The organism is Pseudoalteromonas sp. JC28 (genome assembly GCF_013319255.1).
GTDB lineage: Bacteria > Pseudomonadota > Gammaproteobacteria > Enterobacterales > Alteromonadaceae > Pseudoalteromonas.
Genome location: NZ_QOKX01000002.1, coordinates 77,143 through 97,152, shown reverse-complemented (window position 1 = coordinate 97,152; position 20,010 = coordinate 77,143). Strand labels below are relative to the sequence as shown.

The following is a 20,010-nucleotide window of genomic DNA, read 5'->3' as shown; positions in this document are numbered from 1 at the left end:
TGGTTGTTTGTTACACGAAACCAACCGGTGTGAGAGTGGTTGGCTGCGGGCTTAATTAAACACTAGGCCGATAAATTAGATTTTTTAAATTTATAGTTATTATTGCGAGTATATTTTTTGTGAATGGGAAAAGGGGTTCGTTTTTCCAAAAATTGTTTTATGTTTGACCTATCCCGTTCAAAAAATGTTAATCAAGGACTCTCCATGAGCAAGTATGTCACTCATTCAGGCTTCCAAATTGCGACTCCACTGGCGCACTTTGTTGAGCAATCTCTACTTCCCGGTACGGGGATCGCGGTCAATCAATTTTGGCAAGGCGTAGTGGATATTTTTTCGGAACTTGGGAAGCAAAACCAAGCGTTACTCAACAAACGCGATACCCTGCAACAGCAAATTGACGATTACCATCTCTCTCATCCTGATTGGCAATCGGCAGAATATCGGACATTTCTTGAATCTATCGGCTATTTGCAGCCTGAGCCTGAAGATTTTGCCATCGAAACCGAGCATGTGGAGCCTGAAATTGCGAGCGCAGCCGGTCCTCAGTTAGTGGTGCCTGTCAGTAACGCAAGGTTTGCGCTCAATGCGGCGAATGCGCGTTGGGGCTCTTTGTATGATGCGCTCTATGGAACGGATGTTCTTGGCGAAGAGGATGGTGCTGAGCGTACTCAAGCCTATAATCCGAACCGTGGGTTTAAAGTCATGGCGTATGCTAGGCAATTCCTCGATAAAGCACTGCCGTTGGCAGAAGGCTCTCACATAGAAAGTACGAACTACGCGATTCTAGACGGCAATTTGGTGATTACACTCAACGACAGCACCCAAGTTGCACTGCAAAAGCCTGATCAGCTAGTGGGTTATCAGGGGGAGGCACAAAATCCAAGCGCGGTATTGTTGCGCCACCATGATCTGCATATTGAGATCCAAATTGATCCACACCATCCGATCGGACAGGCAGACAAAGCCGGGATCAAAGATGTCGTCCTTGAGGCTGCACTTACGACAATCATGGATTGTGAAGACTCAGTTGCGGCGGTGGATGCACAAGACAAAGTATTGGTATACCAAAATTGGTTAGGCTTGATGAAAGGGAGCTTGAGTGAGACCTTCGAAAAGTCAGGTCAATCGCTGACTCGGACGCTAAATGCCGACCGAAGTTACGTAGATACACAAGGCCAGCGTATGACACTAAAAGGTCGCTCTATGATGTTTGTGCGCAATGTTGGCCACCTAATGACAACGCCAGCGGTACTGGATGCAGAAGGTAACGAGCAGTTTGAAGGGATCTTAGATGCCATCATGACAAGCACGGCTGCGCTGCATGATTTACAAGGCAATAGTCCGTTCAAAAACTCGACGGCAGCAAGTATCAATATCGTGAAACCGAAGATGCACGGGCCTGAAGAAGTCGCTTTCACTGATGCCCTATTTAGTCGTGTTGAAGCGCTGCTCTCGCTACCCAAAAATACCATTAAAATGGGGATTATGGATGAAGAGCGCCGTACTTCGGTAAACTTAAAAGCGTGTATTGCTGCCGCTAAGCAGCGTGTAGTATTTATCAATACTGGCTTTTTGGATAGAACAGGCGATGAAATTCATACCTCAATGCTGGCGGGCCCTGTATTGCCCAAAGTGGCTATTAAAGGACAGTCTTGGATAGCGGCCTATGAAGACCAAAATGTGGATATTGGCCTTAAAACCGGTTTTAGGAAAAAGGCACAAATAGGCAAAGGAATGTGGCCAATGCCAGATAAAATGGCGTTAATGATGGATCAAAAGCAAGGCCATCCGGAGTCTGGTGCTAATACTGCATGGGTGCCCTCTCCTACCGCAGCTACGCTCCATGCGATGCACTATCACTATGTGGATGTGTTTGCACGCCAACTTGAGATAAAAACACGTCAGCAGGCATCGCTCGATAACTTACTTACGCCCCCGTTGATGTTAGAAAACGATTTGTCTGCGGAGGATATTCAAGCCGAATTAGACAATAACGCGCAGGGTATTTTGGGCTACGTGGTGCGTTGGATAGACCAAGGCGTAGGCTGCTCAAAAGTGCCTGATATCAATCACGTTGGTTTAATGGAAGACAGAGCAACCCTTAGGATTTCAAGCCAACATATCGCTAACTGGTTATATCATGGCATTTGTAGCGAAGAACAAGTAGAAAAAACTTTTAGACGCATGGCGGCTGTAGTAGATGGTCAAAACGAAGGTGACAGCCTCTACCAACCAATGCTCAATGACCATAAACCGCTTACTGAAAACCTTGCCTATAAAGCGGCGTTGTCTTTGGTATTTGAAGGCCGAGTACAACCCAATGGTTATACCGAGCCGCTACTTCACGCCTATCGACAAGCCTATAAGCAGCAGGCTAATTAGTCTCTTTCATTTCGATATCACTCAAATCAAGGCTGGTTCACCCAGCCTTTTTGGTTTTTCTGCTTGTGTCGAGGTAAACCTCGACCTACATGGGCTATATTTGCGACACGACAATCAAAGGTACTCGTGTTGAAACACCGTTGAGTGCAATTTTGTGGATCATTTCATCTATGGTAGTGCAGCAATCACTGAGAATGTAGACATTGTACTGCTCCGCCGATTTCGATAGCGCGGTATGGGTTACACAGTTCTGTGTCATCATGCCGCAGATATATAAAGTGTCGATACCTTTAGATTGGAGCAAATCGTTTAAGGAGGTTTGCTCAAAGCTGTCGGCATAGGACTTTACGATATGGTGGCCGTTTTCTTGCGTTTGGCGTAGGCCATTATGAAGCTCGACACCGCTTGTGTCGGCATTGAAAAATGGTGCTTTTCCTTGCTCTGGATTAGCTATGTGCTGGACATAAATGACTTCCATGTTTTGCTCTGCTGCTTTTTGGATAGCTGTATTGATGTTTGCTAGTGTATTTTCGCTATTCCATAGCGGGAAAAGTCCTCCAGGAAAGTAGTCATTTTGAATATCGATAACCAATAGTGCGCTGTTGTTCATTTTTTACCTCGTTAGTTAGTTTGCAGAGGTATTGTGCTGGAGTTGTAACTTTGACTGGAGTGTCTAAAATGACATTTTTGAGTTCAAATTCGACAATGTAGATGAAACCAATCAAAGTGGCGATTTGTCACTATCCTCATGCGATGAAGTCGGCTGTGTATGGTCTAGAAGAGCTGTTTTTTCTAGCAGATAGAATTTGTATCGAAGAGTCACAGGATACCCGCTTTACAACACATGTTGTCACCTTTAGTAGTGCTGTAAAGGGGGATTACAATATTGTGTTATTGCCGCCGAGTGTTAGTTCTGATTATTACCTTAAACCTGAACCTCAATTACTTGCTTGGTTAACCGAGCAGCACCAACGAGGTGCAGTTATCGCCTCTGCCTGTGCGGGGGCTTTTATACTTGCGGCCTCGGGGCTAAGTCATCAGCGCTTACTTACCACGCATTGGGGGTTAACTGAGGCATTTAAACGGCACTTTCCTAACCAGTCTATTGATACACGAAAAATTTTAATCGATCACAATGATATTATGTCGGCTGGCGGCATGATGTCATGGCTTGATCTTGGATTAGAGCTAGTCAAAAAATATAGCAGTCACTTAGTCATGCGCAAGTTAGGCAAAACGCTTGTCGTAGATACGGCTCAGCGGGAGCAGAGCTACTATCATCAATTTCAGCCAAACTTTCAACATGGTGACGATGCTGTGCTGCGCGCTCAGCAATATATTAACACCCATTATGGTCACAATATTTCAATTACAGAACTAGCTGATATCGCTCTACTTACGCAAAGAACCTTACAGCGACGTTTTGCTAAGGTGCTCGGACTCAATCCAAATCAATATCTGCAACGGTTTCGGGTGCAGAAAATGTGTGATTTATTAGAAAGCACGAGCAAACCATTTGATTGGATTGCGCACCAGGTAGGATACGAGGATACGACAGCCTGCCGTAAGGTGTTTAATAAGTGTATGGGCTTAACACCAAGCGAGTTTCGAAAACGTTTCTAGCTAACCTGAACCCAGGATAACAACTTGTTCTCTAGCAGCTGTTATCCCTTACTACTGCGTTAAATTTGCTTGCAATAGGCCAGCTATTGACGCACAAATTTGCCTTGTACTAAGAAATAACTTCTGGCTAGAGTGATATTACGCTTTTGAACTTAGGTATTTTAGTATCTTAACTTACTTCTTTCCCCGAGTTCAGGTTAGTTATTTAAACTTGACTTAAAGTAAAAAATATTTGACTTGTTGTTGGTCAAAGTTTACGCTTTTGATGTAAAAAATACTTAACCTTGAGTAAAGTGAGGGTAACATGGAAAGCAATAATAAGATTAAAGCGTTTTTAGACTCGTTGAGTTTCCGTGACTTAACGGTTGCGATAGAGTTTTTGGTAACAGGTTATATCTTGTATTTTTATTTAGGCGAAATAACAGCGGCTACAGAGCAGTTACGTCAAGATCCGAGTTGGGTATCAGGATTGTTGCTTAAGGTGATTGTTATTTCTATCGTGACATCTATAGCAGGTCAGCTGCTACTGAGCTTTGTTAGCGATAAAGATATGGATAAGCCGTTAGATGAGCGTGAAAAGTTGATTGCACTATCTGGGTGCAAACCTGCCTATTGGGTGCTTCAGGTTGGTGTGTGTATCTCTATTTTCCAGTATTCTGCTGAAGCGCAAAATTGGTCGCAAGCGCTTCCTTTTGAACTACCGTTTGCACCACTTCATATTTTAGTGATTGCATTTTTGCTGGCTGAATTGGTCGGTTATGGAACCCAGCTTGTCAAAGCTCGTTTGGGAGCTGTGTATGGCTGATTTACCAATAAAAAACAAAATCAGAATGCTACGCTTTATGAGCGGTGAAATGACACAAAAAGAGCTTGCTGAGCGAGTGGGTGTTACGAGACAAACGATTATGGCCATTGAAGCTGCCAAGTACTCCCCTTCGCTTGAAGTCGCCTTTAAAATCGCTCATGTATTTAATGTACCTATCGAAGAAGTATTCGAATATCAGCCATAAAGTGCAAAACAAGCGTGATGTAAAGGGGGTTTACGTCACGCTTTTTTGTTTCTGTGAGTACCGATACGTTTTTTGACTTAAATAGTTTAATAATTAGGCATTGTAATCTAGGCTTTAGGTAAATATATTGTTACTACTAAAGATAGTGCCTATGCAATGAACTGAGTCGTCATGTTATAAGGCCGATTGTCATAGACTTGCTCACGAGGTGTCATGGTTAAGCAGTACATATCAGTGAATAACTTGATTGGCATGGCTATATTAGTGTGGGGTTTGGTATTTCCCCCTGTCAGTGCGAGCGAATGCAGTAAAACGGTGAATATTGGCGTTGTTGCCGATTGGCCGCCATTAACTGTGTTTGATGAGCTTGGGCCTTGGGGCCTAGACGTAGACATTGCCGAAATGGTGTTCCAGCATGTTGCCGTGTGTACCACCTATATTCGCCTCCCTTCCAGCGCTCGCACTTTTGAAGAAATGTCAAAAGGAGTGATAGATGTCGCAGTAATGGTTAGCTACACTAAAGATAGAGAAGCATACGGAGATTTCTCTCTGCCCTACCGTTTTGAACGTATGCGATTATTTTCGTTATCACCTCCCACAGTGCTTGCCGATTTAGCTTCATTACTAAAGCAATCGAAAACCATAGGGTTGAGCATCGGATCTTACTATGGAGAGGAACTTGATAAGCTTAAACAAGATCCCCGCTATAAAGATCAATTTGTGAGTATTGCCAGTGCGCAACGGCGGGTTGAAATGCTAATGAAAGCGCGCGTTGATTTTATTGTGGATGATGTGATCACGGGGAACTATTTTATCAAAGAGCGAGGGCTTGACGCTGCGCAGGCTTGGCCTTACGTGGTACATGATAACCAAGTACACTTTTTGCTGCGTAAAAATGTTTTTAGTGCGAGGCTGAAAAGTAAAATTGATGAGGCGATCTTAGCGCTTAAACCTAAGATTGAATTGTTAGTAGCGAGTTATCAGTCAAATGCGTCTTTTGGGGTTTCCACTGTCTCAAATAGGTTTCCTCGTTACCAACCGTTACCGCTTTCAAATCTTGACTAGCAAGGATGTTTAGTCGTACTCAGTTCCATCATTTGGTTCGGTTTTGGTTGTTTTATAGCCAAACCAAACTTAATCAAATTGTCACATCAAAACGGTAAATTATCGCAAATACCTGCAAAATCTCAGATTTTTTAAAATTTTTTAAGATTTTTTGTAATCCTTTAAAACCCCTTAGCTATCATGGGATTAACCTAGGTACAAACGTCAAAAATTTGGCTTTTTACAAAAAGTCAACCTTGAAGTCTCACCTTTATCACCCTAAGCTTTATTTTAATTGAATGGTCAATTAATAAAAAGCTATGCCAAAAGTCGGAATGGAACCTGTTCGTCGTCAGCAGCTAATTGACGCCACTTTAGAGTCAGTTGCCGAGTTAGGATTACAAGCAACCACTATTAATAGTATCAGTAAAAGAGCGGGTCTCTCATCGGGGATCATCAGCCACTATTTTGGTGGTAAACAAGGCTTGATTGAAGCAACCGTGCGCTATCTATTAAACAACTTGAAATACAGTTTGTTGGACAAAACCTGCGCTGGTTGTAGTGCCGAGCAGCGACTCATGTATATCGTAGAAGCTAACTTTGCCATGGTACAGCAGCAGTCAAATACGACGCGTACCTGGTTGAGTTTTTGGGCGCAATCTATGCACGATGATGAACTTCACCGACTACAGCGCGTTAACAGTCGCCGTCTGCAGAGTAACCTAGCGACTTCGTTTGCTGCTTTTATGCCGCGAGCACAGGCAAAAGAAGCGGCTGAGCTTGCCGCCGGTATGATTGACGGACTCTGGTTAAGAGCAGTGCTAAGCAAAGCTGACCATCATGCGTTTCATCACAGTGAAACGCTCGCAAAACACTACATTCAATCACTTATTAAGCAGTTTGGAGGATAATGTGACAGTCCCTGTATATCAAAATTTTATTCATGGCCAGTTCTTGGCAAACCACTCAGGCGAAAAGTTTGCAGTAAAAAATCCAGCAACGGATGAAGTGATCTACGAGGTAGAAGTTGCCGATAGTCATGTTCAGCAAGCTGCGATTGAAAGTGCCAAAGCGGGCTTTGCATTATGGTCAGCGATGGCGCCAATTGAGCGTAGTCGTGTTTTACATAAAGCGGTATCTCTGCTGCGCGAGCGCAATGATGAGCTTGCCAAGATTGAAGTGTTAGATACAGGTAAACCTTGGCAAGAGGCGGAATGTGTAGACATTCAAACAGGCGCTGATGTAATTGAATATTTTGCAGGGTTGGCTCCCGCTCAAGTTGGCACTCAGCAGCCTGTGGGAGGGGACTTTTTCTATACTCGCAAAGAGCCTCTAGGGATTTGTGCAGGCATTGGCGCGTGGAATTATCCACTGCAAATTGCGTGTTGGAAATCAGGCCCTGCACTTGCCGCTGGTAACGCCCTCATTTTCAAGCCATCGGAAGAAACACCACTAGGCGCGATTAAGCTGGCCGAAATATTTATTGAAGCCGGTGTCCCTGCGGGCGTATTCAATGTGGTACAAGGTGCCGCTGAGGTGGGCCAATGGCTAACTACCAGCCCTGATATTGAAAAAGTATCGTTCACCGGTGAAGTGGGTACTGGCAAAAAAGTAATGCAAAGTGCGGCAAGCAATTTAAAAGAAGTGACGATGGAGCTAGGCGGCAAATCACCGCTTATCGTTTTTGAAGATGCTGATATCTCTCAAGCGATAAGTGCCGCGATGTTGGGCAACTTTTACACCCAAGGTGAAGTGTGTACCAACTGCACACGCGTATTTGTGCAGCGTAAGGTTTACGACGCCTTTTTAGCTGAGTTAAAGCAGCGTACCGAACAAAATATCATCGCGGGCGATCCGCTCGATCCAAACGTAAATCTTGGTGCCCTAATCTCAAAGCAGCATCACACACTGGTGATGGATTACATTGAAAAAGGTAAAGCTGAAGGTGCAACCGTACTGACCGGTGGTGAGGCACTTAGTCCTGAAACCGCGCCAAACGGCTACTTTGTCGCACCGACCGTATTTATCGACTGTCATGATGACATGACCATAGTGAAAGAAGAGATCTTTGGTCCAGTGATGTCGGTATTGGTATTTGATGACGAGGAAGAAGTCATTCAACGTGCAAACAACACCCACTTAGGTTTGGCCGCGGGTGTATTTAGTAGAGATATTCAACGTGCACACCGTGTCATCCACCAGCTAGAAGCTGGCATTTGTTGGATCAATAGTTATGGCAACTCACCCGCTGAAATGCCCGTTGGAGGCTATAAGCAGTCGGGCATTGGCCGCGAAAATGGCATCGAGACGCTAGATCAATATACCCAGACTAAGTCTGTGTATATTGGTATGAGCGATATTGAAAGTCCATTTTAATCGAGGAGTATGATGACTGATTTTGATTATATTATCGTAGGTGCAGGCTCTGCAGGCTGTGTGCTTGCAAACCGACTATCGGAAAATCCAGCGCACAAAGTGCTACTACTCGAAACTGGCGGTAGTGATAAGAGTATTTTTATTCAGATGCCAACTGCGCTATCTATTCCAATGAATACCGATAAATATGCTTGGCAGTTCCATACTGAGCCAGAGCCGCACTTAGACAATCGCGTTATGCATTGTCCTCGCGGCAAGGTACTTGGTGGTTCATCGTCAATCAATGGCATGGTGTACGTTCGAGGTCATGCTAAAGACTTTGACGAGTGGCAAGACAGTGGTGCTCAAGGTTGGGATTATCAGTCTTGTTTACCTTACTTCAAGCGCGCTGAATCTTGGTATTTAGGTGGCGACGAGTACCGTGGTGAGCAAGGTCCTCTTGGCACCAATAATGGTAATGAAATGGCAAACCCGCTCTATCGCGCCTTTATTAGCGCCGGTGAGCAAGCGGGTTATGCGTTTACTAAAGACTATAACGGTGAGCAGCAAGAAGGCTTTGGGCCAATGCATATGACCGTAAAAGGTGGTAAGCGTTGTTCATCAAGTCGCGCCTATTTAGATCCAATTAAACATCGCAGTAACCTCACCATAGTCACGGGTGCCTTGGTACAAAAAGTACTGTTAGATGGCAAAACCGCTACAGGCGTTGAATACAGTGTGAAAGGTAACCTGAAAATAGTGAATGCTGCAAAAGAAGTCATTTTGAGTGCGGGTTCAATCGGTTCACCGCACTTATTACAATTATCTGGCATTGGCGATAAAGAAGCGTTGACTGCCGCAGGCGTTGAAGTAAAACACCATTTACCCGGAGTGGGCAAAAACCTTCAAGATCACTTGGAGTTTTATTTCCAATACAAGTGTAAGCAGCCCATCACCTTGAATGGCAAGTTGGGGTTAATTTCTAAAGGCTTGATCGGTGCAAGATGGTTACTTGATAAGTCAGGTCTTGGCGCGACCAACCACTTTGAGTCTTGTGCTTTTATTCGTTCGAAAGCGGGCGTTGAGTGGCCAGATCTTCAGTACCACTTTTTACCTGCAGCCATTCGCTATGATGGTAAAAGTGCCTTTGATGGTCATGGGTTCCAAGTTCATGTCGGCCACAATAAACCAAAGAGCCGTGGTGAAGTAACGATTAAATCAGCAGATCCAACGGTGGCGCCTAAAATACAGTTTAATTATCTGGCAGAACAAGAAGACATCGAAGGGTTTAGAGCATGTGTCAGGTTGACTCGTGAAATCATCGAGCAAAGTGCGTTTGATGACTTTAGACAGAGCGAGATCCAACCTGGTGAGCATATCCAAACCGATGAAGAAATTGATGCCTTTGTGCGTCAAGCGGTAGAAAGTGCTTATCACCCTTCTTGTTCATGCAAAATGGGTGAGGATGAAATGGCGGTTGTAGACTCGCAAACCCGTGTGCACGGTGTAAAGGGGCTACGCGTTGTGGATTCATCTATCTTCCCAACCATTCCAAATGGCAACCTCAACGCGCCGACTATTATGGTCGCGGAAAAAGCAGCGGATATGATTTTAGGCAATTCACCACTTGCCGCTGAGGGAGCAAACGTTGCTATGACACAAAACTGGCAACAGGTTCAACGTAGTTCGGAGATCTAGTTTCGCCACTCGTATGGGAAAGTTCGTGCCCCATATGAGACCTGCAGTGGCATGCAGTGCAAATCGTTTGCACTGCGTTAATGCGGGAATAATGTAAATAAAAACAACGGAGAAAAAATGAGTTACTTCTATCAATTTTGGGAGGGTGACAATGACAGTATGGCTTAGTGCAGGCATCATTTTCACCCTATTGGCAATTGCCTTTATCTTATTGAAGTGGGGGAATTTACAGTGCGTTGGTGTTACACCGGTTAAAACGTTCACTTTTATTGCAATCTTATTTACTTCTGGCCTAGATGTTGGCCTCATCATGTTTCCGCTTACGGAGTTTGCGGGTTACGCAGACATAAAAGCAAGCCCAGAGTATGCATTTACTAATCCGCTGGCCATAGAGTTTGGTTTTTGGGGATTTTTAATCTGGGGGTTCTACTTTCTTACGTGCTTTTATTTCTGCGTAATAGAGCCCAAGGTAAAATTCTTTGAAATTCCTTGGGTTAAATTCATTAATAACCTAGTTATTATCGGTACTTGTGCGTTTACTGCATTCTTATTGTTGTCTAATCTACCTTGGTATTTACCCAGTTTAGGCGACGGTGAGTCGATTATTCCTAGTTTCTATCTGATTGTGTTTGCGGCGATTGCTTTTGCGGTTTACTCAAGCACTAGCCTTAAGTACGTGCGTTTTTTAAGTATCACGACAACATGGGTCTTTATCGGTTTAATCGCCTTTATGTGGGCGTCAGCGTTTGTCTTTGGTGACAGTGCAATGTCGAGCTATACCAACAACTTGGCACTGATCGGCGGTTACTTTACCAATTTAGATCAGTTTGTGTTGCCACTGAATGACTATCACGAGTTTTATCTGTTTTGGTGGTTTGCGTGGAGCATCATGATAGGGCAATTCACATCGCGTTTTGTCGGTGGCTTGAAAACCTATCAAGTGCTAGCGGCGATGTTAATTTTCCCGTCTATTCCAATCGCAGCATGGTTTAGTGTGCTTTATCACTACCATGAGGCTGGGATCCCTACTGCGGGTATTAAAAACTTTGCAATGGTCTTTGTTGGCGTGGTGTTTGTGATTAACTCACTCGACTCTTTGATCCGCCTATATACAGACAACCTTAACCTCACGGTTAGCCGTTTAGGAAAAAGAAACTATATTTTATTTAATATCGTGGCGTTATCACTGCTTACGCTGTTATTTAAACTAAACTTTTTACAGATCCAATGGGTTGGTGCGTTAGTTATAGGCTTGTTCTTCTCATGTTTTGGTTACATTGCTTATAGCAAATACAAAACTGTGAGCAAGATTGATAGCTCGCCAAAAGACAACCTTATCGACTTTAGAAAAATTGAATCAGTAAACTAGGGATACAACTACATGACAACCTTAAAGAAAACACTTTGTGCACTACCACTTTTACTCGCGTCTAACTATGCGGCGGCAGACTGGTCTGCAACCCTAACGGGTGTATCTGATTATACCTTTAACGGTGTGAGTCAAACGCAAAATGACCCAGCCCTACAAGGCAGTATAGATAAAGCCTTTTCAAACGGTGTATATGCTGGAAGCTGGGCGTCTAACGTCGATTTTGGTGGTGACACAGATCTAGAGTGGGACTTTTACGTTGGTCGCTTCGTCGAGCTGAACCAAAGCTGGAGCGTTGACTATGGTATTGCTTACTATTCTTATCATGGTGGTGACAACTCAAGCGACGGTAATTACCCAGAGATCTATACTAAGTTTGGTTACGCCAGTGAATTTGGCCAAACCGAATTTAATTTCTGGTACAGCTGGGATTATTTTGGTACCGAAGCGGGTCACACTATTGCGATGGTAGCACATACTTTTGAAATTGCAGAAGGTCATGCACTAAGAGCAAGCTTTGATATCTCCAATTCATTGGATGGCGATAAATATACGTGGGATGGTAACGATAAATCTTACAATCACTATCGCCTTGCTTATCAAACTGCATTTAAAGGGTTTGATATTGAAGTGGCGGCTGAAAATACGAGCTTAGATTGGGATACGGCAGATGAACGTATCGTACTTTCTGTGTCGAGAACATTTGCTTTGTAACTCGCATTAAGATGTATGATTGTAATACCAGCCTAACCTAGGCTGGTATTTTTTTGCCTACAAGGCACAATGATTCAGTATTGTTATAAGGATGATGATTATGAATCTTAACCAAGTTACCCTGCCCGTTGATGATATGGATGCAGCTTGTCAATTCTATCGAACGCTAGGCTTTACTCAAATTGTTGATACACCTCACTATGCTCGATTTGAATGCCCTGAAGGTAATGCAACCTTCTCGTTATCTTTAGAAACGCCTCCCATCAAGAATGGTGCAGTTATTTACTTTGAACATGAACAGTTAGATGAGTGGGTCACTGAGCTTGAAGCCCGAGGTATCATATTTGAGCAACTGCCGACTAAACAGCGCTATCTGTGGCGAGAAGCCATACTGTTTGACCCCGCAGGGAACAAGATCAAATTATACTGGGCTGGTGAAAATCGACTGGATCCTCCTTGGCGTGTGGAACTTAAAGGATTTTAGTAAATTCATTCTTGTTTATTTAATGTTAAAATTTGTTTTACAAACATTGTTAAATTGTGTAACTTTAATGGTGACTGTACAGCTAGGTAAGAAGTCCGAGTGGAGTCGCTTAAGTTAGGGGATTTTTCACCAATCGCCTGATGGATTGTTTTGAAAGATTGAGAACGACGTATTGAACATTTCTACAGATCAAGTTGTACCATTCTCCCAATTTGCCGTTACCAGATAAACGGATGTGCTGTTGCGGCAAATTATTTCTCTATCCTTGACTAATTGCTAGGCCCAAGTTTCAAACTTATGAACTTTCTAAAAGATATTCCAGCTGATGTAACCGAAGAAATTTTTGAAACGGTGCTGTCTCATCCAAATATTCGTATTGAACGGATAGTATCAAACGGTCATACCTCTCCAAGCTCTGGATATTACGACCAAGACGAAAACGAATGGGTACTGGTATTAAAGGGCTGTGGTGAGTTGACTTTTGATGATGGTAAAATAGTAACCTTAAAGGCGGGTGACAGTCTTAATATTCCCGCACATCAAAAGCATAAAGTAAGTTATACAGACACTTCTGAGCCAACTATATGGCTCGCAATTTTTTATTAACCACCAAAGTTCAACTGAGCGAAGCTTAGATAAAACTAAAGTCGCCAACAAACACTTGGTTGTCGTTGGAAACTTGGGTAAACCACTCTTTTAGGCTTTCAATGGCAGCGGTTGTTTTTGCCGCAACGGTATCGCGATGCGGCGTCACGGCGTAAACGCTATATTTTTGTAATGACCACTCTGAACATAGCCGTTTTAGCCTCCCTGATGAAAGGTGGTGCCTAATTTCTGGTTCAGGTAAAACACCATAGCCGATGCCATCTAGGGTGAGCTGAATACAAGCCTGCATATTATTCACCATAAAGCGCGCTGCCGGCAGCGCTATTCGCTGATGGGTTTGTTGGTGGCTCAAATGGTAAGGGTTTTGTTTACTACTCGAATGACCAATCAAGGCGTGAGGCGCTAAGCTTTCTGGGTGCGATATATTGAGTTGTGCCAATGGATGGTGGCAACTAACGCAGGGGATAAGTTGCCAGTCAGCAAGATGACGAGCAATGAGGTTTGAGTCCTGTAAAGGGCCTATACAGATAGCCAAGTCGACACCTTCAGTAATGATGTCAATGGGCTCGTCAGTCAGGATCAAATCGACTTTTATTTGTGGAAACTGTTCACTCAAATAGCGCAGTGGCTTACTGAGTAGCCCTCCTCCAAACCCGATGGGGGCAGAAATCTTCAATATGCCAGATGGCGTATGTTGTAATAACTCAAGTTCATGCTCTGCCTGTTCTGCGGTTTGCAGTATTTGTATCGCGGACTTGTAATAGATAGTACCAGCTTCAGTGAGTGTTAGGCTGCGAGTATTACGATTAAATAAACTTAGGCCTATGTCTTGCTCTAATTTACTGATCTGCTGGCTAACGGCTGAGGTGGTCATGTGCAATAAGTCAGCGGCTTTGCTCATACTGCCTGCTTCTACTGTTTTGGCGAACACTTTAAGTCCGCGAGTCAATTTTTGATTCATTGTTAAGCCCTGCTTAAAATACCTTTAAGAAAAATCGCATTGCTCCAAAATACGCAATCATCATAACATTACAAATGAAAATAATTGTTATTTATCTTGTATTCTATCATGGAGGTTTCTCGATGTTGATGGCCTGTCGTAGTTTGGCGCCACTCTCTTTAGCTGTTGCAGCTGCCCTGCCTTTTTCCTCACTTGCACAAAGTGATGCAAAATCAGAAATAAAAGAAGAGATGGAAGTGATCGTCGTATCCGCTTCTGGATTTGAGCAACTGCTAAAAAATGCGCCGGCGTCTGTTAGCGTTATCAACCAAGAGGAGCTACAGCAGCGCTTTTATCGAGACCTTACTGATGCCATGACAGATGTTCCCGGAGTTGTAGTAACTGGAGGCGGAGACAGGGAAGATATTAGCCTTCGCGGCATGGGCAGTCAGTACACGCTTATCTTAGTCGACGGGCAAAGACAAAGTTCGCGTGAGACTCGGCCAAATAGTGACGGTCCAGGTGTTGAAGGTGCATGGACGCCTCCTGTTGCTGCCATCGAACGTATCGAAGTTGTACGCGGGCCTATGTCTTCGCTGTATGGCTCTGATGCAATTGGTGGCGTAATTAACATTATCACTAAAAAAACGCCTGACGAGTGGCATGGAGAAGTCAGAGTTGACGCCACCAGCCAAGAAAACAGTCGCTCAGGTGATATTTATCAGGCTAATTTCTTTGCAGCAGGCTCGCTAATCAAAGATACCTTAGGGGTACAAATTTACGGTCAAACTACGCACAGAGATGAAGACGAAATCGTGTCTGGCTTTAGAGGTCGCGATGCAGATACGCTGAAGGTAAAACTGGCCTATACACCATCAGATGAACACGAATGGTTATTGGATTATGGTATTGCTTCACAAACGCTTGATGCCACGCTAGGTAAAACGGTAGCACCGCTTGCGCCAGGTGAGCCGTGTGGCCGCCGTGGTTGTCCTGAGTCCACTACAACCGAATACGATAGTGAGTCAATCTCTTTGACGCATAACGGTTATTGGTCATTTGGTAGCTCTCGTAGTTACCTAAAACATGAAGAGTTTGATAATAAATCCCGCGAGATGACGGTCAAAAACGTAGACTTCCAGTCTCTTTGGACGTTACCGCTTGGCGAGTCTCATACTAGCTCAATAGGTGTTGCCTATCTTAATGAAGATTTGACCGACAAAACCAGTAACCGCATTAGTGATTTGCAGCAAGTTGACAACGATCAGTGGTCGGTATTTGCTGAGGATGAGTGGCGCATCGTTGAGCCATTTGCCCTGACTATGGGCCTACGCTACGACAAAGACGGTAACTTTGGCGGCCACGTTAGCCCGCGCTTATACGGTGTTTATACTGCATCAGAGGCGGTGACGGTTAAAGGTGGGATCTCAACCGGCTTTAGAGCGCCGAACTTGCGTCAAAGTACTGCGGCGTGGGGCCAAGTGAGTCGTGGTGGCAATATTTATGGAAATCCAGAGTTAAGCCCTGAAACCTCAATTAATTACGAGGTAGGTGTATACGTTGAGCTTGCTAAAGGGATCAGCACCTCAGCAACGGTATTCTATAACGAGTTTGATGATAAAATTTCACGGGTTTCGTGCCCACTAACTCAATGCACGGACGGCCCTAACGAGTTTGGCTCGTTACCGACAACCTATGTCAACGTTGATGAAGCCGTAACCCAAGGTGGTGAAATTAGCTTCTCGGGTCAATTGACGGAAAAACTAAAGCTTAGCGCAAACTATACCTACACAGATTCGGAGCAAAAAACCGGAGTGTATGCTGGTAGCCCATTAAACCAGTTACCTAAACATTTGTTCCAAACTTCGCTTAATTATCAGTATTCGGATGAGCTGAGCACGTGGTTACGCTTCCATTATCGTGGTGAAGAAAGCCAGCCTGTAACAGGGCCTTCGCAAAGTAGCTTAGTCGCACCTTCGTATAACCTAACTGATTTAGGTGCAAATTATCAACTGAACGAAGCAATTAAGCTTGGATTTGGGATTTACAACCTCTTCGATGAAGAAATTACTGAAGCAGAATACGGCTACTTTGAAGATGGTCGTCGCTATTGGGCTTCATTGGCGTGGAGCTTTTAATGACACGAGCTCGCTCAGCGGCTAAGTCGTCGAATCGGCGACTTAAAAAGCTGTTTGATTGGCGCACTTGGCATTGGATGAGCTCTGCCGTGTGTTTGGTGGGAATGCTGCTGTTTGCCGTGACTGGGATCACCTTAAATCACGCAAGCCAGATAGAAGCTGCACCTACTACATATGCTAAAGAAGCGGTGCTGCCAAGCGCTTTGTTGACCCAGCTTAACGCGGCGGCAGAGCAAACAGCGCTGCCACACAGCTTTCAATCTTGGTATCAGTCACACACAGGCTCGGCGTTACCTGCACTACAGCAAGTGCAGTGGAGTGAGTACGAATTGTATGTTGCGCTGCCAAGAGCTGGTGGCGATGGCTGGTTTAGCATCGCCCTTGATAGCGGTGAGTTTTATCAAGAGATCACGGATCGTGGTTGGGTATCATACCTTAACGATCTTCACAAAGGACGTAATACAGGATTTGCATGGCGTATGTTTATTGATGTGTTTTCAGTAGCTTGTGTAGTGTTTTCACTCACAGGGTTATGGCTTTTATACAAGCATTCTCGAGGAAGAAAGTCGACTTGGCCGCTCGTAGCAGCAGGCTTTGTATTACCTGCTTTAGTGCTGATGGTACCCGCGCACGCTAAAGCTGATGAAGTTGAAATCACTATCCCGCGCTTAAACGTTGCGGAATATCACCCACCTTATGTAGCAGTATGGCTGGCAGACAGCAAACAACAGCGAGTTGCCGATATTGCCGTTTGGTATGACGTTAACATGGCCGATAAAGAGGGTGAAAAGTGGCTAAAAGACTTACGCCTTTGGTGGCGTAGAAGCGGTCGTAGCTTATCCATGCCTGTAGATGGCGTGACTGGTGCGACAAGGCGTCCAGGTACGGCAAAGATTGATTTAACCCCTTGGCGCGATGAGTTTAAAGCTTTACCTGCGGGTGAGTACACGCTGTTTGTAGAGGCTGCTCGTGAGCTTGGAGGTCGTGAAGTATTGAAACTGCCAGTGACCTTACCTATCACTGCGCCTGTCACTGTGATTGCAGAAGGTAAATCTGAACTCGCTACAACAATTTTAACAATGGAGCCTTAATCGTGAAAATTTCAACGTTAGTTTCTGGTGTCTTAGTTGCCTTAGCCGCATATAGCCCGTTAAGTGAAGCACACCGAGTATGGATAAAGCCAAGTACCACCGTGGTATCTGGTGACAGCGAATGGATCACGTTTGATGCTGCCATCGCCAACGGGATCTTTAACCCAGATCATTATGCTTATCCACTAGAGCGTCTATCTGCACTGTCTCCTTCTGGTAGCAAGGTTGAGCTTAAGAACGCCGCAAAACTTAAGTATCGCAGTGTGTTTGACATTGAGCTCAATCAGCAAGGCACTTACAAAGTGTTTAATCAAAGTCGCTCGCTGGTGGCGCGCTGGACTGATGAAAACGGTGAAAAGCATTACTGGCCAGGACGCGGCAAAGTTGGTTCAGTAGAAGCCTTTAACAAAGAAGTACCAAAAACGGCAAAAGATTTAAGTGTGACCGACGTTGCAAGACGATTAGAAGTATTTGTAACTTTGGGCGCACCAAATAATACCGCGCTTAAGCCAACCGGCAAAGGGCTAGAACTAAACCCGGTTACTCACCCTAATGATTTGTACACCGGTGAACCAATTACCTTGCAGTATACGATGGATGGTGAGCCTGCAAAGGGTGCAGAAGTGATAGTGGTACGTCAGGATGAAAAGTACCGTGATAACAGTCAACCAAGCAAATATACAACGAATGCCAAAGGTGAAGTGACGCTAACACTATCTGAGCCAGGCATGTATTGGTTTGAAGTGGAATATGAAGACGACAAAGCACAAGCACCCGCCACAAAGCGTGCCGGCAGCTATGTCACTACCCTTGAGGTATTACCGCTTTAACCCATCGTCCCCATGTGGTTTGAGACGTGCAGTCGTCTCAGCCCATTTAATTTAGTGGTCATAACAGAGACGCCACTAAGTGCCCAAAGGGGGAGGCGTTCCTTCCTCCCCCTTTTCTTCCTTCTATGACTATTAATCACGCAGCGGTAGAACTTTTATGTTGGTAAGCTGACTGCAAAAATACTCATTGTGAGAGACCAGTATAAATCCACAAGGAAGCTGATTGAGCATGGCAGCAAGCTCTTCTTGTGCTTCAAGGTCGAGATGGTTATCTGGTTCGTCAAGCAGTAAAAAGCCTTGCGTTTGCACGGCCAGAACGATGGCCGCTTTCATTCTCTCGCCACCACTGAGACTCGTGATAGGTCCTGAAATCTTATCTAGACTCAGACCAACGCTTGCAAAACTGGTGATTATATTTTGATGTGGCGTGTCAAGTAAGCGCTCGGCAATGTCTAAAACGCAAGGGCCCTGTTCAAGCCAAGCGCAGTGCTGATCTAAGTAAACAGATGTTGTAGGGCGCTGAATTTCTCCGCGCTTTAACTCTAGCTTACCTGCAAGGGTTTTAAGCAAGGTCGATTTTCCGATGCCATTTTCTCCAATTATCCTGAGCTTTTGTGTTGTATCCGCAAAAAGGTTCACTGTCTTTTCTGGTCCAAAGCACAATTCGGCTTCGCATAAGCGGATCTTTTCTTTCGCTCGCAGAGCTGAATTAAAATGAAACTGCTGTTTGTCTTCTCGATAGTAAACTGCATTTTTCTTAACCCTATCTTGAGCTTGCTGAATTTTATGGGTTTGTCCGGCATGACGCTTACTTCCTCTGTCTGACTTAAAGTCAGTAACTAGTTTACTTTGGCTACCAGCGCGCACTTGTGCTTTTCCTTTACTGGCCTGCCGTTGATGTTGCAGAACCGCTGCAATCATGGCTTGTTTAAGTGCTTTTTGTGCTGCGCGATTTGCCAAATGTTGTTGTTTTTGTCGAGCTTGAGTTTGAAGGAGTGTCTCTCTGAAGGCGTCAAATCCAAGCGAGTGATGAGTTAGCTCCCCCTGTTTTATGTGCAGTATATGGTCGGCTGCATCCAATAAAATAGGATCGTGTGTGACGGCAACCACACCATGTTTGTGGTGCTTTAGCTGCTCAGCTAGCCAGTGCTTATTGACGCTGTCCATGTGGTTACTCGGCTCATCCAGTAATAGGATTGCAGGCTGAGATTGTAGTATCTCAATATAAACACGCATTCGCTCTCCTGGACTAAGCCTTGTAAAGGGGGTTTCCAAAGTGAGTTCTAGCGGTGCAAGTGTTGCTTGCCAACTTGATTCTAACTGCCAATCATCTGAGATTAAGTCAAAATCGTGCTCAGAGGCTAACCCCTGATGGGCTCGATGCAGTGCTACTAGCTTCTCTTTAAGCCCGAGTAGTTCAGAAATGGTGGTAAAGCGGTTAGTCGCATCTTGTGGGAGATAGAAGCATTTTCCATGGCTTTGTCGCTCGCCCGAGGTTAGAGGCTGTTCACCGGATAAGACTTTGAGTAAGTGTGATTTGCCCGCCCCATTTGGGCCCGTTATCGCAATAAATTGCCGCTCTATTGTTAAGTCGAAATCGCTAAATAAACATTGACCATTTGCAAGCGTCAAGTTTGCTTGCTTTACCTGTATCCAAGGCATCATTAATGCTCCTAGTTGCAGCAGTGCAAAAGGCTAAAGGCACAAAGACTCGTAAAAGCGGTAA

Annotated in this window: 18 protein-coding genes; 15 read left to right on the top strand and 3 right to left on the bottom strand. The window is 44.6% G+C overall.

Annotated elements, in window-relative coordinates; genetic code table 11:
* Positions 1-204: 204 nt before the first annotated feature.
* Positions 205-2,382 (top strand): malate synthase G, encoded by a 2,178-nt coding sequence (locus DS891_RS05745; protein WP_174169146.1) that lies wholly within the window; start codon positions 205-207, stop codon positions 2,380-2,382.
* A gap of 94 nt (positions 2,383-2,476) precedes the next feature.
* Here the strand turns inward: DS891_RS05745 and DS891_RS05740 are convergent, their stop codons facing one another.
* A complete protein-coding gene (locus tag DS891_RS05740) occupies positions 2,477-2,992 on the bottom strand; it encodes a cysteine hydrolase family protein (RefSeq protein ID WP_010605542.1) in 516 nt (171 codons plus the stop codon).
* 101 nt (positions 2,993-3,093) lie between these two features.
* On the opposite strand from DS891_RS05740, the gene DS891_RS05735 reads away from it, so the two are divergent.
* The 11 genes from DS891_RS05735 (at position 3,094) to DS891_RS05685 (ending at position 13,285) form a co-directional block, all read left to right on the top strand.
* Positions 3,094-4,005: a GlxA family transcriptional regulator gene (locus tag DS891_RS05735; RefSeq protein WP_010605543.1), complete on the top strand. Its 912-nt coding sequence runs from the start codon at positions 3,094-3,096 to the stop codon at positions 4,003-4,005.
* A gap of 304 nt (positions 4,006-4,309) precedes the next feature.
* Positions 4,310-4,810, top strand: coding sequence for a hypothetical protein (locus DS891_RS05730; RefSeq protein WP_174169145.1), 501 nt, complete (start codon positions 4,310-4,312; stop codon positions 4,808-4,810).
* Complete coding sequence (locus tag DS891_RS05725) at positions 4,803-5,015, top strand: helix-turn-helix transcriptional regulator (RefSeq protein WP_010605545.1); 213 nt, start codon at positions 4,803-4,805, stop codon at positions 5,013-5,015. The genes DS891_RS05730 and DS891_RS05725 overlap by 8 nt, the downstream gene beginning before the upstream one ends.
* 213 nt (positions 5,016-5,228) lie before the next feature.
* Positions 5,229-6,080, top strand: a complete 852-nt coding sequence (locus tag DS891_RS05720) for an ABC transporter substrate-binding protein (protein ID WP_174169144.1) — start codon at positions 5,229-5,231, stop codon at positions 6,078-6,080.
* Between the two features lie 299 nt (positions 6,081-6,379).
* The gene (gene betI, locus DS891_RS05715; RefSeq protein ID WP_174169143.1) at positions 6,380-6,970 is read left to right on the top strand and encodes a transcriptional regulator BetI; all 591 of its coding nucleotides are present in this window, start codon (positions 6,380-6,382) and stop codon (positions 6,968-6,970) included.
* Between the two features lies 1 nt (position 6,971).
* Entirely contained in the window at positions 6,972-8,435 is a 1,464-nt protein-coding gene (betB, locus tag DS891_RS05710) for a betaine-aldehyde dehydrogenase (protein WP_102058152.1), read from the top strand.
* Positions 8,436-8,444: 9 nt separating this feature from the next.
* Entirely contained in the window at positions 8,445-10,112 is a 1,668-nt protein-coding gene (gene betA, locus DS891_RS05705; protein ID WP_174169142.1) for a choline dehydrogenase, read from the top strand.
* Positions 10,113-10,263: 151 nt separating this feature from the next.
* Positions 10,264-11,481: a BCCT family transporter gene (locus DS891_RS05700; RefSeq protein WP_174169141.1), complete on the top strand. Its 1,218-nt coding sequence runs from the start codon at positions 10,264-10,266 to the stop codon at positions 11,479-11,481.
* 12 nt (positions 11,482-11,493) lie between these two features.
* Positions 11,494-12,195, top strand: coding sequence for a TorF family putative porin (locus tag DS891_RS05695; protein ID WP_010605551.1), 702 nt, complete (start codon positions 11,494-11,496; stop codon positions 12,193-12,195).
* 100 nt (positions 12,196-12,295) lie between these two features.
* Positions 12,296-12,679: a VOC family protein gene (locus DS891_RS05690; RefSeq protein ID WP_174169140.1), complete on the top strand. Its 384-nt coding sequence runs from the start codon at positions 12,296-12,298 to the stop codon at positions 12,677-12,679.
* A gap of 297 nt (positions 12,680-12,976) precedes the next feature.
* A complete protein-coding gene (locus DS891_RS05685) occupies positions 12,977-13,285 on the top strand; it encodes a cupin domain-containing protein (protein WP_039495367.1) in 309 nt (102 codons plus the stop codon).
* 25 nt (positions 13,286-13,310) lie between these two features.
* Here DS891_RS05685 and DS891_RS05680 read toward each other — a convergent pair whose 3' ends face one another.
* A complete protein-coding gene (locus DS891_RS05680) occupies positions 13,311-14,246 on the bottom strand; it encodes a LysR family transcriptional regulator (RefSeq protein ID WP_174169139.1) in 936 nt (311 codons plus the stop codon).
* 122 nt (positions 14,247-14,368) lie between these two features.
* Here DS891_RS05680 and DS891_RS05675 point away from each other — a divergent pair, with 122 nt between their 5' ends.
* Genes DS891_RS05675 through DS891_RS05665 form a run of 3 tightly spaced genes read left to right on the top strand, consistent with a single transcriptional unit; the run spans position 14,369 to position 18,284 of the window.
* Positions 14,369-16,363 carry a ligand-gated channel protein gene (locus DS891_RS05675; protein WP_174169392.1) on the top strand — a complete coding sequence of 665 codons (1,995 nt, stop codon included), beginning with the start codon at positions 14,369-14,371 and terminating at the stop codon, positions 16,361-16,363.
* A complete protein-coding gene (locus DS891_RS05670) occupies positions 16,363-17,454 on the top strand; it encodes a PepSY-associated TM helix domain-containing protein (RefSeq protein ID WP_174169138.1) in 1,092 nt (363 codons plus the stop codon). Before DS891_RS05675 ends, DS891_RS05670 begins: the two co-directional genes overlap by 1 nt.
* Positions 17,455-17,456: 2 nt before the next feature.
* On the top strand, positions 17,457-18,284 hold the full coding sequence (locus DS891_RS05665) for a DUF4198 domain-containing protein (protein WP_010605557.1): 828 nt from the start codon (positions 17,457-17,459) through the stop codon (positions 18,282-18,284).
* Positions 18,285-18,416: 132 nt separating this feature from the next.
* On the opposite strand, the gene DS891_RS05660 is transcribed toward DS891_RS05665, so the two are convergent.
* Positions 18,417-19,949: an ATP-binding cassette domain-containing protein gene (locus tag DS891_RS05660; protein WP_254605717.1), complete on the bottom strand. Its 1,533-nt coding sequence runs from the start codon at positions 19,947-19,949 to the stop codon at positions 18,417-18,419.
* Between the last annotated feature and the right edge of the window lie 61 nt (positions 19,950-20,010).

What these genes read in the sequence shown, in the direction of transcription:
- DS891_RS05745 (WP_174169146.1), top strand. Translation starts at nt 205, where the DNA reads ATGAGCAAGTATGTCACTCATTCAGGCTTCCAAATTGCGACTCCACTG.
- DS891_RS05740 (WP_010605542.1), bottom strand. Translation starts at nt 2,992, where the DNA reads ATGAACAACAGCGCACTATTGGTTATCGATATTCAAAATGACTACTTT.
- DS891_RS05735 (WP_010605543.1), top strand. Translation starts at nt 3,094, where the DNA reads ATGAAACCAATCAAAGTGGCGATTTGTCACTATCCTCATGCGATGAAG.
- DS891_RS05730 (WP_174169145.1), top strand. Translation starts at nt 4,310, where the DNA reads ATGGAAAGCAATAATAAGATTAAAGCGTTTTTAGACTCGTTGAGTTTC.
- DS891_RS05725 (WP_010605545.1), top strand. Translation starts at nt 4,803, where the DNA reads ATGGCTGATTTACCAATAAAAAACAAAATCAGAATGCTACGCTTTATG.
- DS891_RS05720 (WP_174169144.1), top strand. Translation starts at nt 5,229, where the DNA reads ATGGTTAAGCAGTACATATCAGTGAATAACTTGATTGGCATGGCTATA.
- betI (WP_174169143.1), top strand. Translation starts at nt 6,380, where the DNA reads ATGCCAAAAGTCGGAATGGAACCTGTTCGTCGTCAGCAGCTAATTGAC.
- betA (WP_174169142.1), top strand. Translation starts at nt 8,445, where the DNA reads ATGATGACTGATTTTGATTATATTATCGTAGGTGCAGGCTCTGCAGGC.
- DS891_RS05700 (WP_174169141.1), top strand. Translation starts at nt 10,264, where the DNA reads ATGACAGTATGGCTTAGTGCAGGCATCATTTTCACCCTATTGGCAATT.
- DS891_RS05695 (WP_010605551.1), top strand. Translation starts at nt 11,494, where the DNA reads ATGACAACCTTAAAGAAAACACTTTGTGCACTACCACTTTTACTCGCG.
- DS891_RS05690 (WP_174169140.1), top strand. Translation starts at nt 12,296, where the DNA reads ATGAATCTTAACCAAGTTACCCTGCCCGTTGATGATATGGATGCAGCT.
- DS891_RS05685 (WP_039495367.1), top strand. Translation starts at nt 12,977, where the DNA reads ATGAACTTTCTAAAAGATATTCCAGCTGATGTAACCGAAGAAATTTTT.
- DS891_RS05680 (WP_174169139.1), bottom strand. Translation starts at nt 14,246, where the DNA reads ATGAATCAAAAATTGACTCGCGGACTTAAAGTGTTCGCCAAAACAGTA.
- DS891_RS05675 (WP_174169392.1), top strand. Translation starts at nt 14,369, where the DNA reads ATGTTGATGGCCTGTCGTAGTTTGGCGCCACTCTCTTTAGCTGTTGCA.
- DS891_RS05670 (WP_174169138.1), top strand. Translation starts at nt 16,363, where the DNA reads ATGACACGAGCTCGCTCAGCGGCTAAGTCGTCGAATCGGCGACTTAAA.
- DS891_RS05660 (WP_254605717.1), bottom strand. Translation starts at nt 19,949, where the DNA reads ATGATGCCTTGGATACAGGTAAAGCAAGCAAACTTGACGCTTGCAAAT.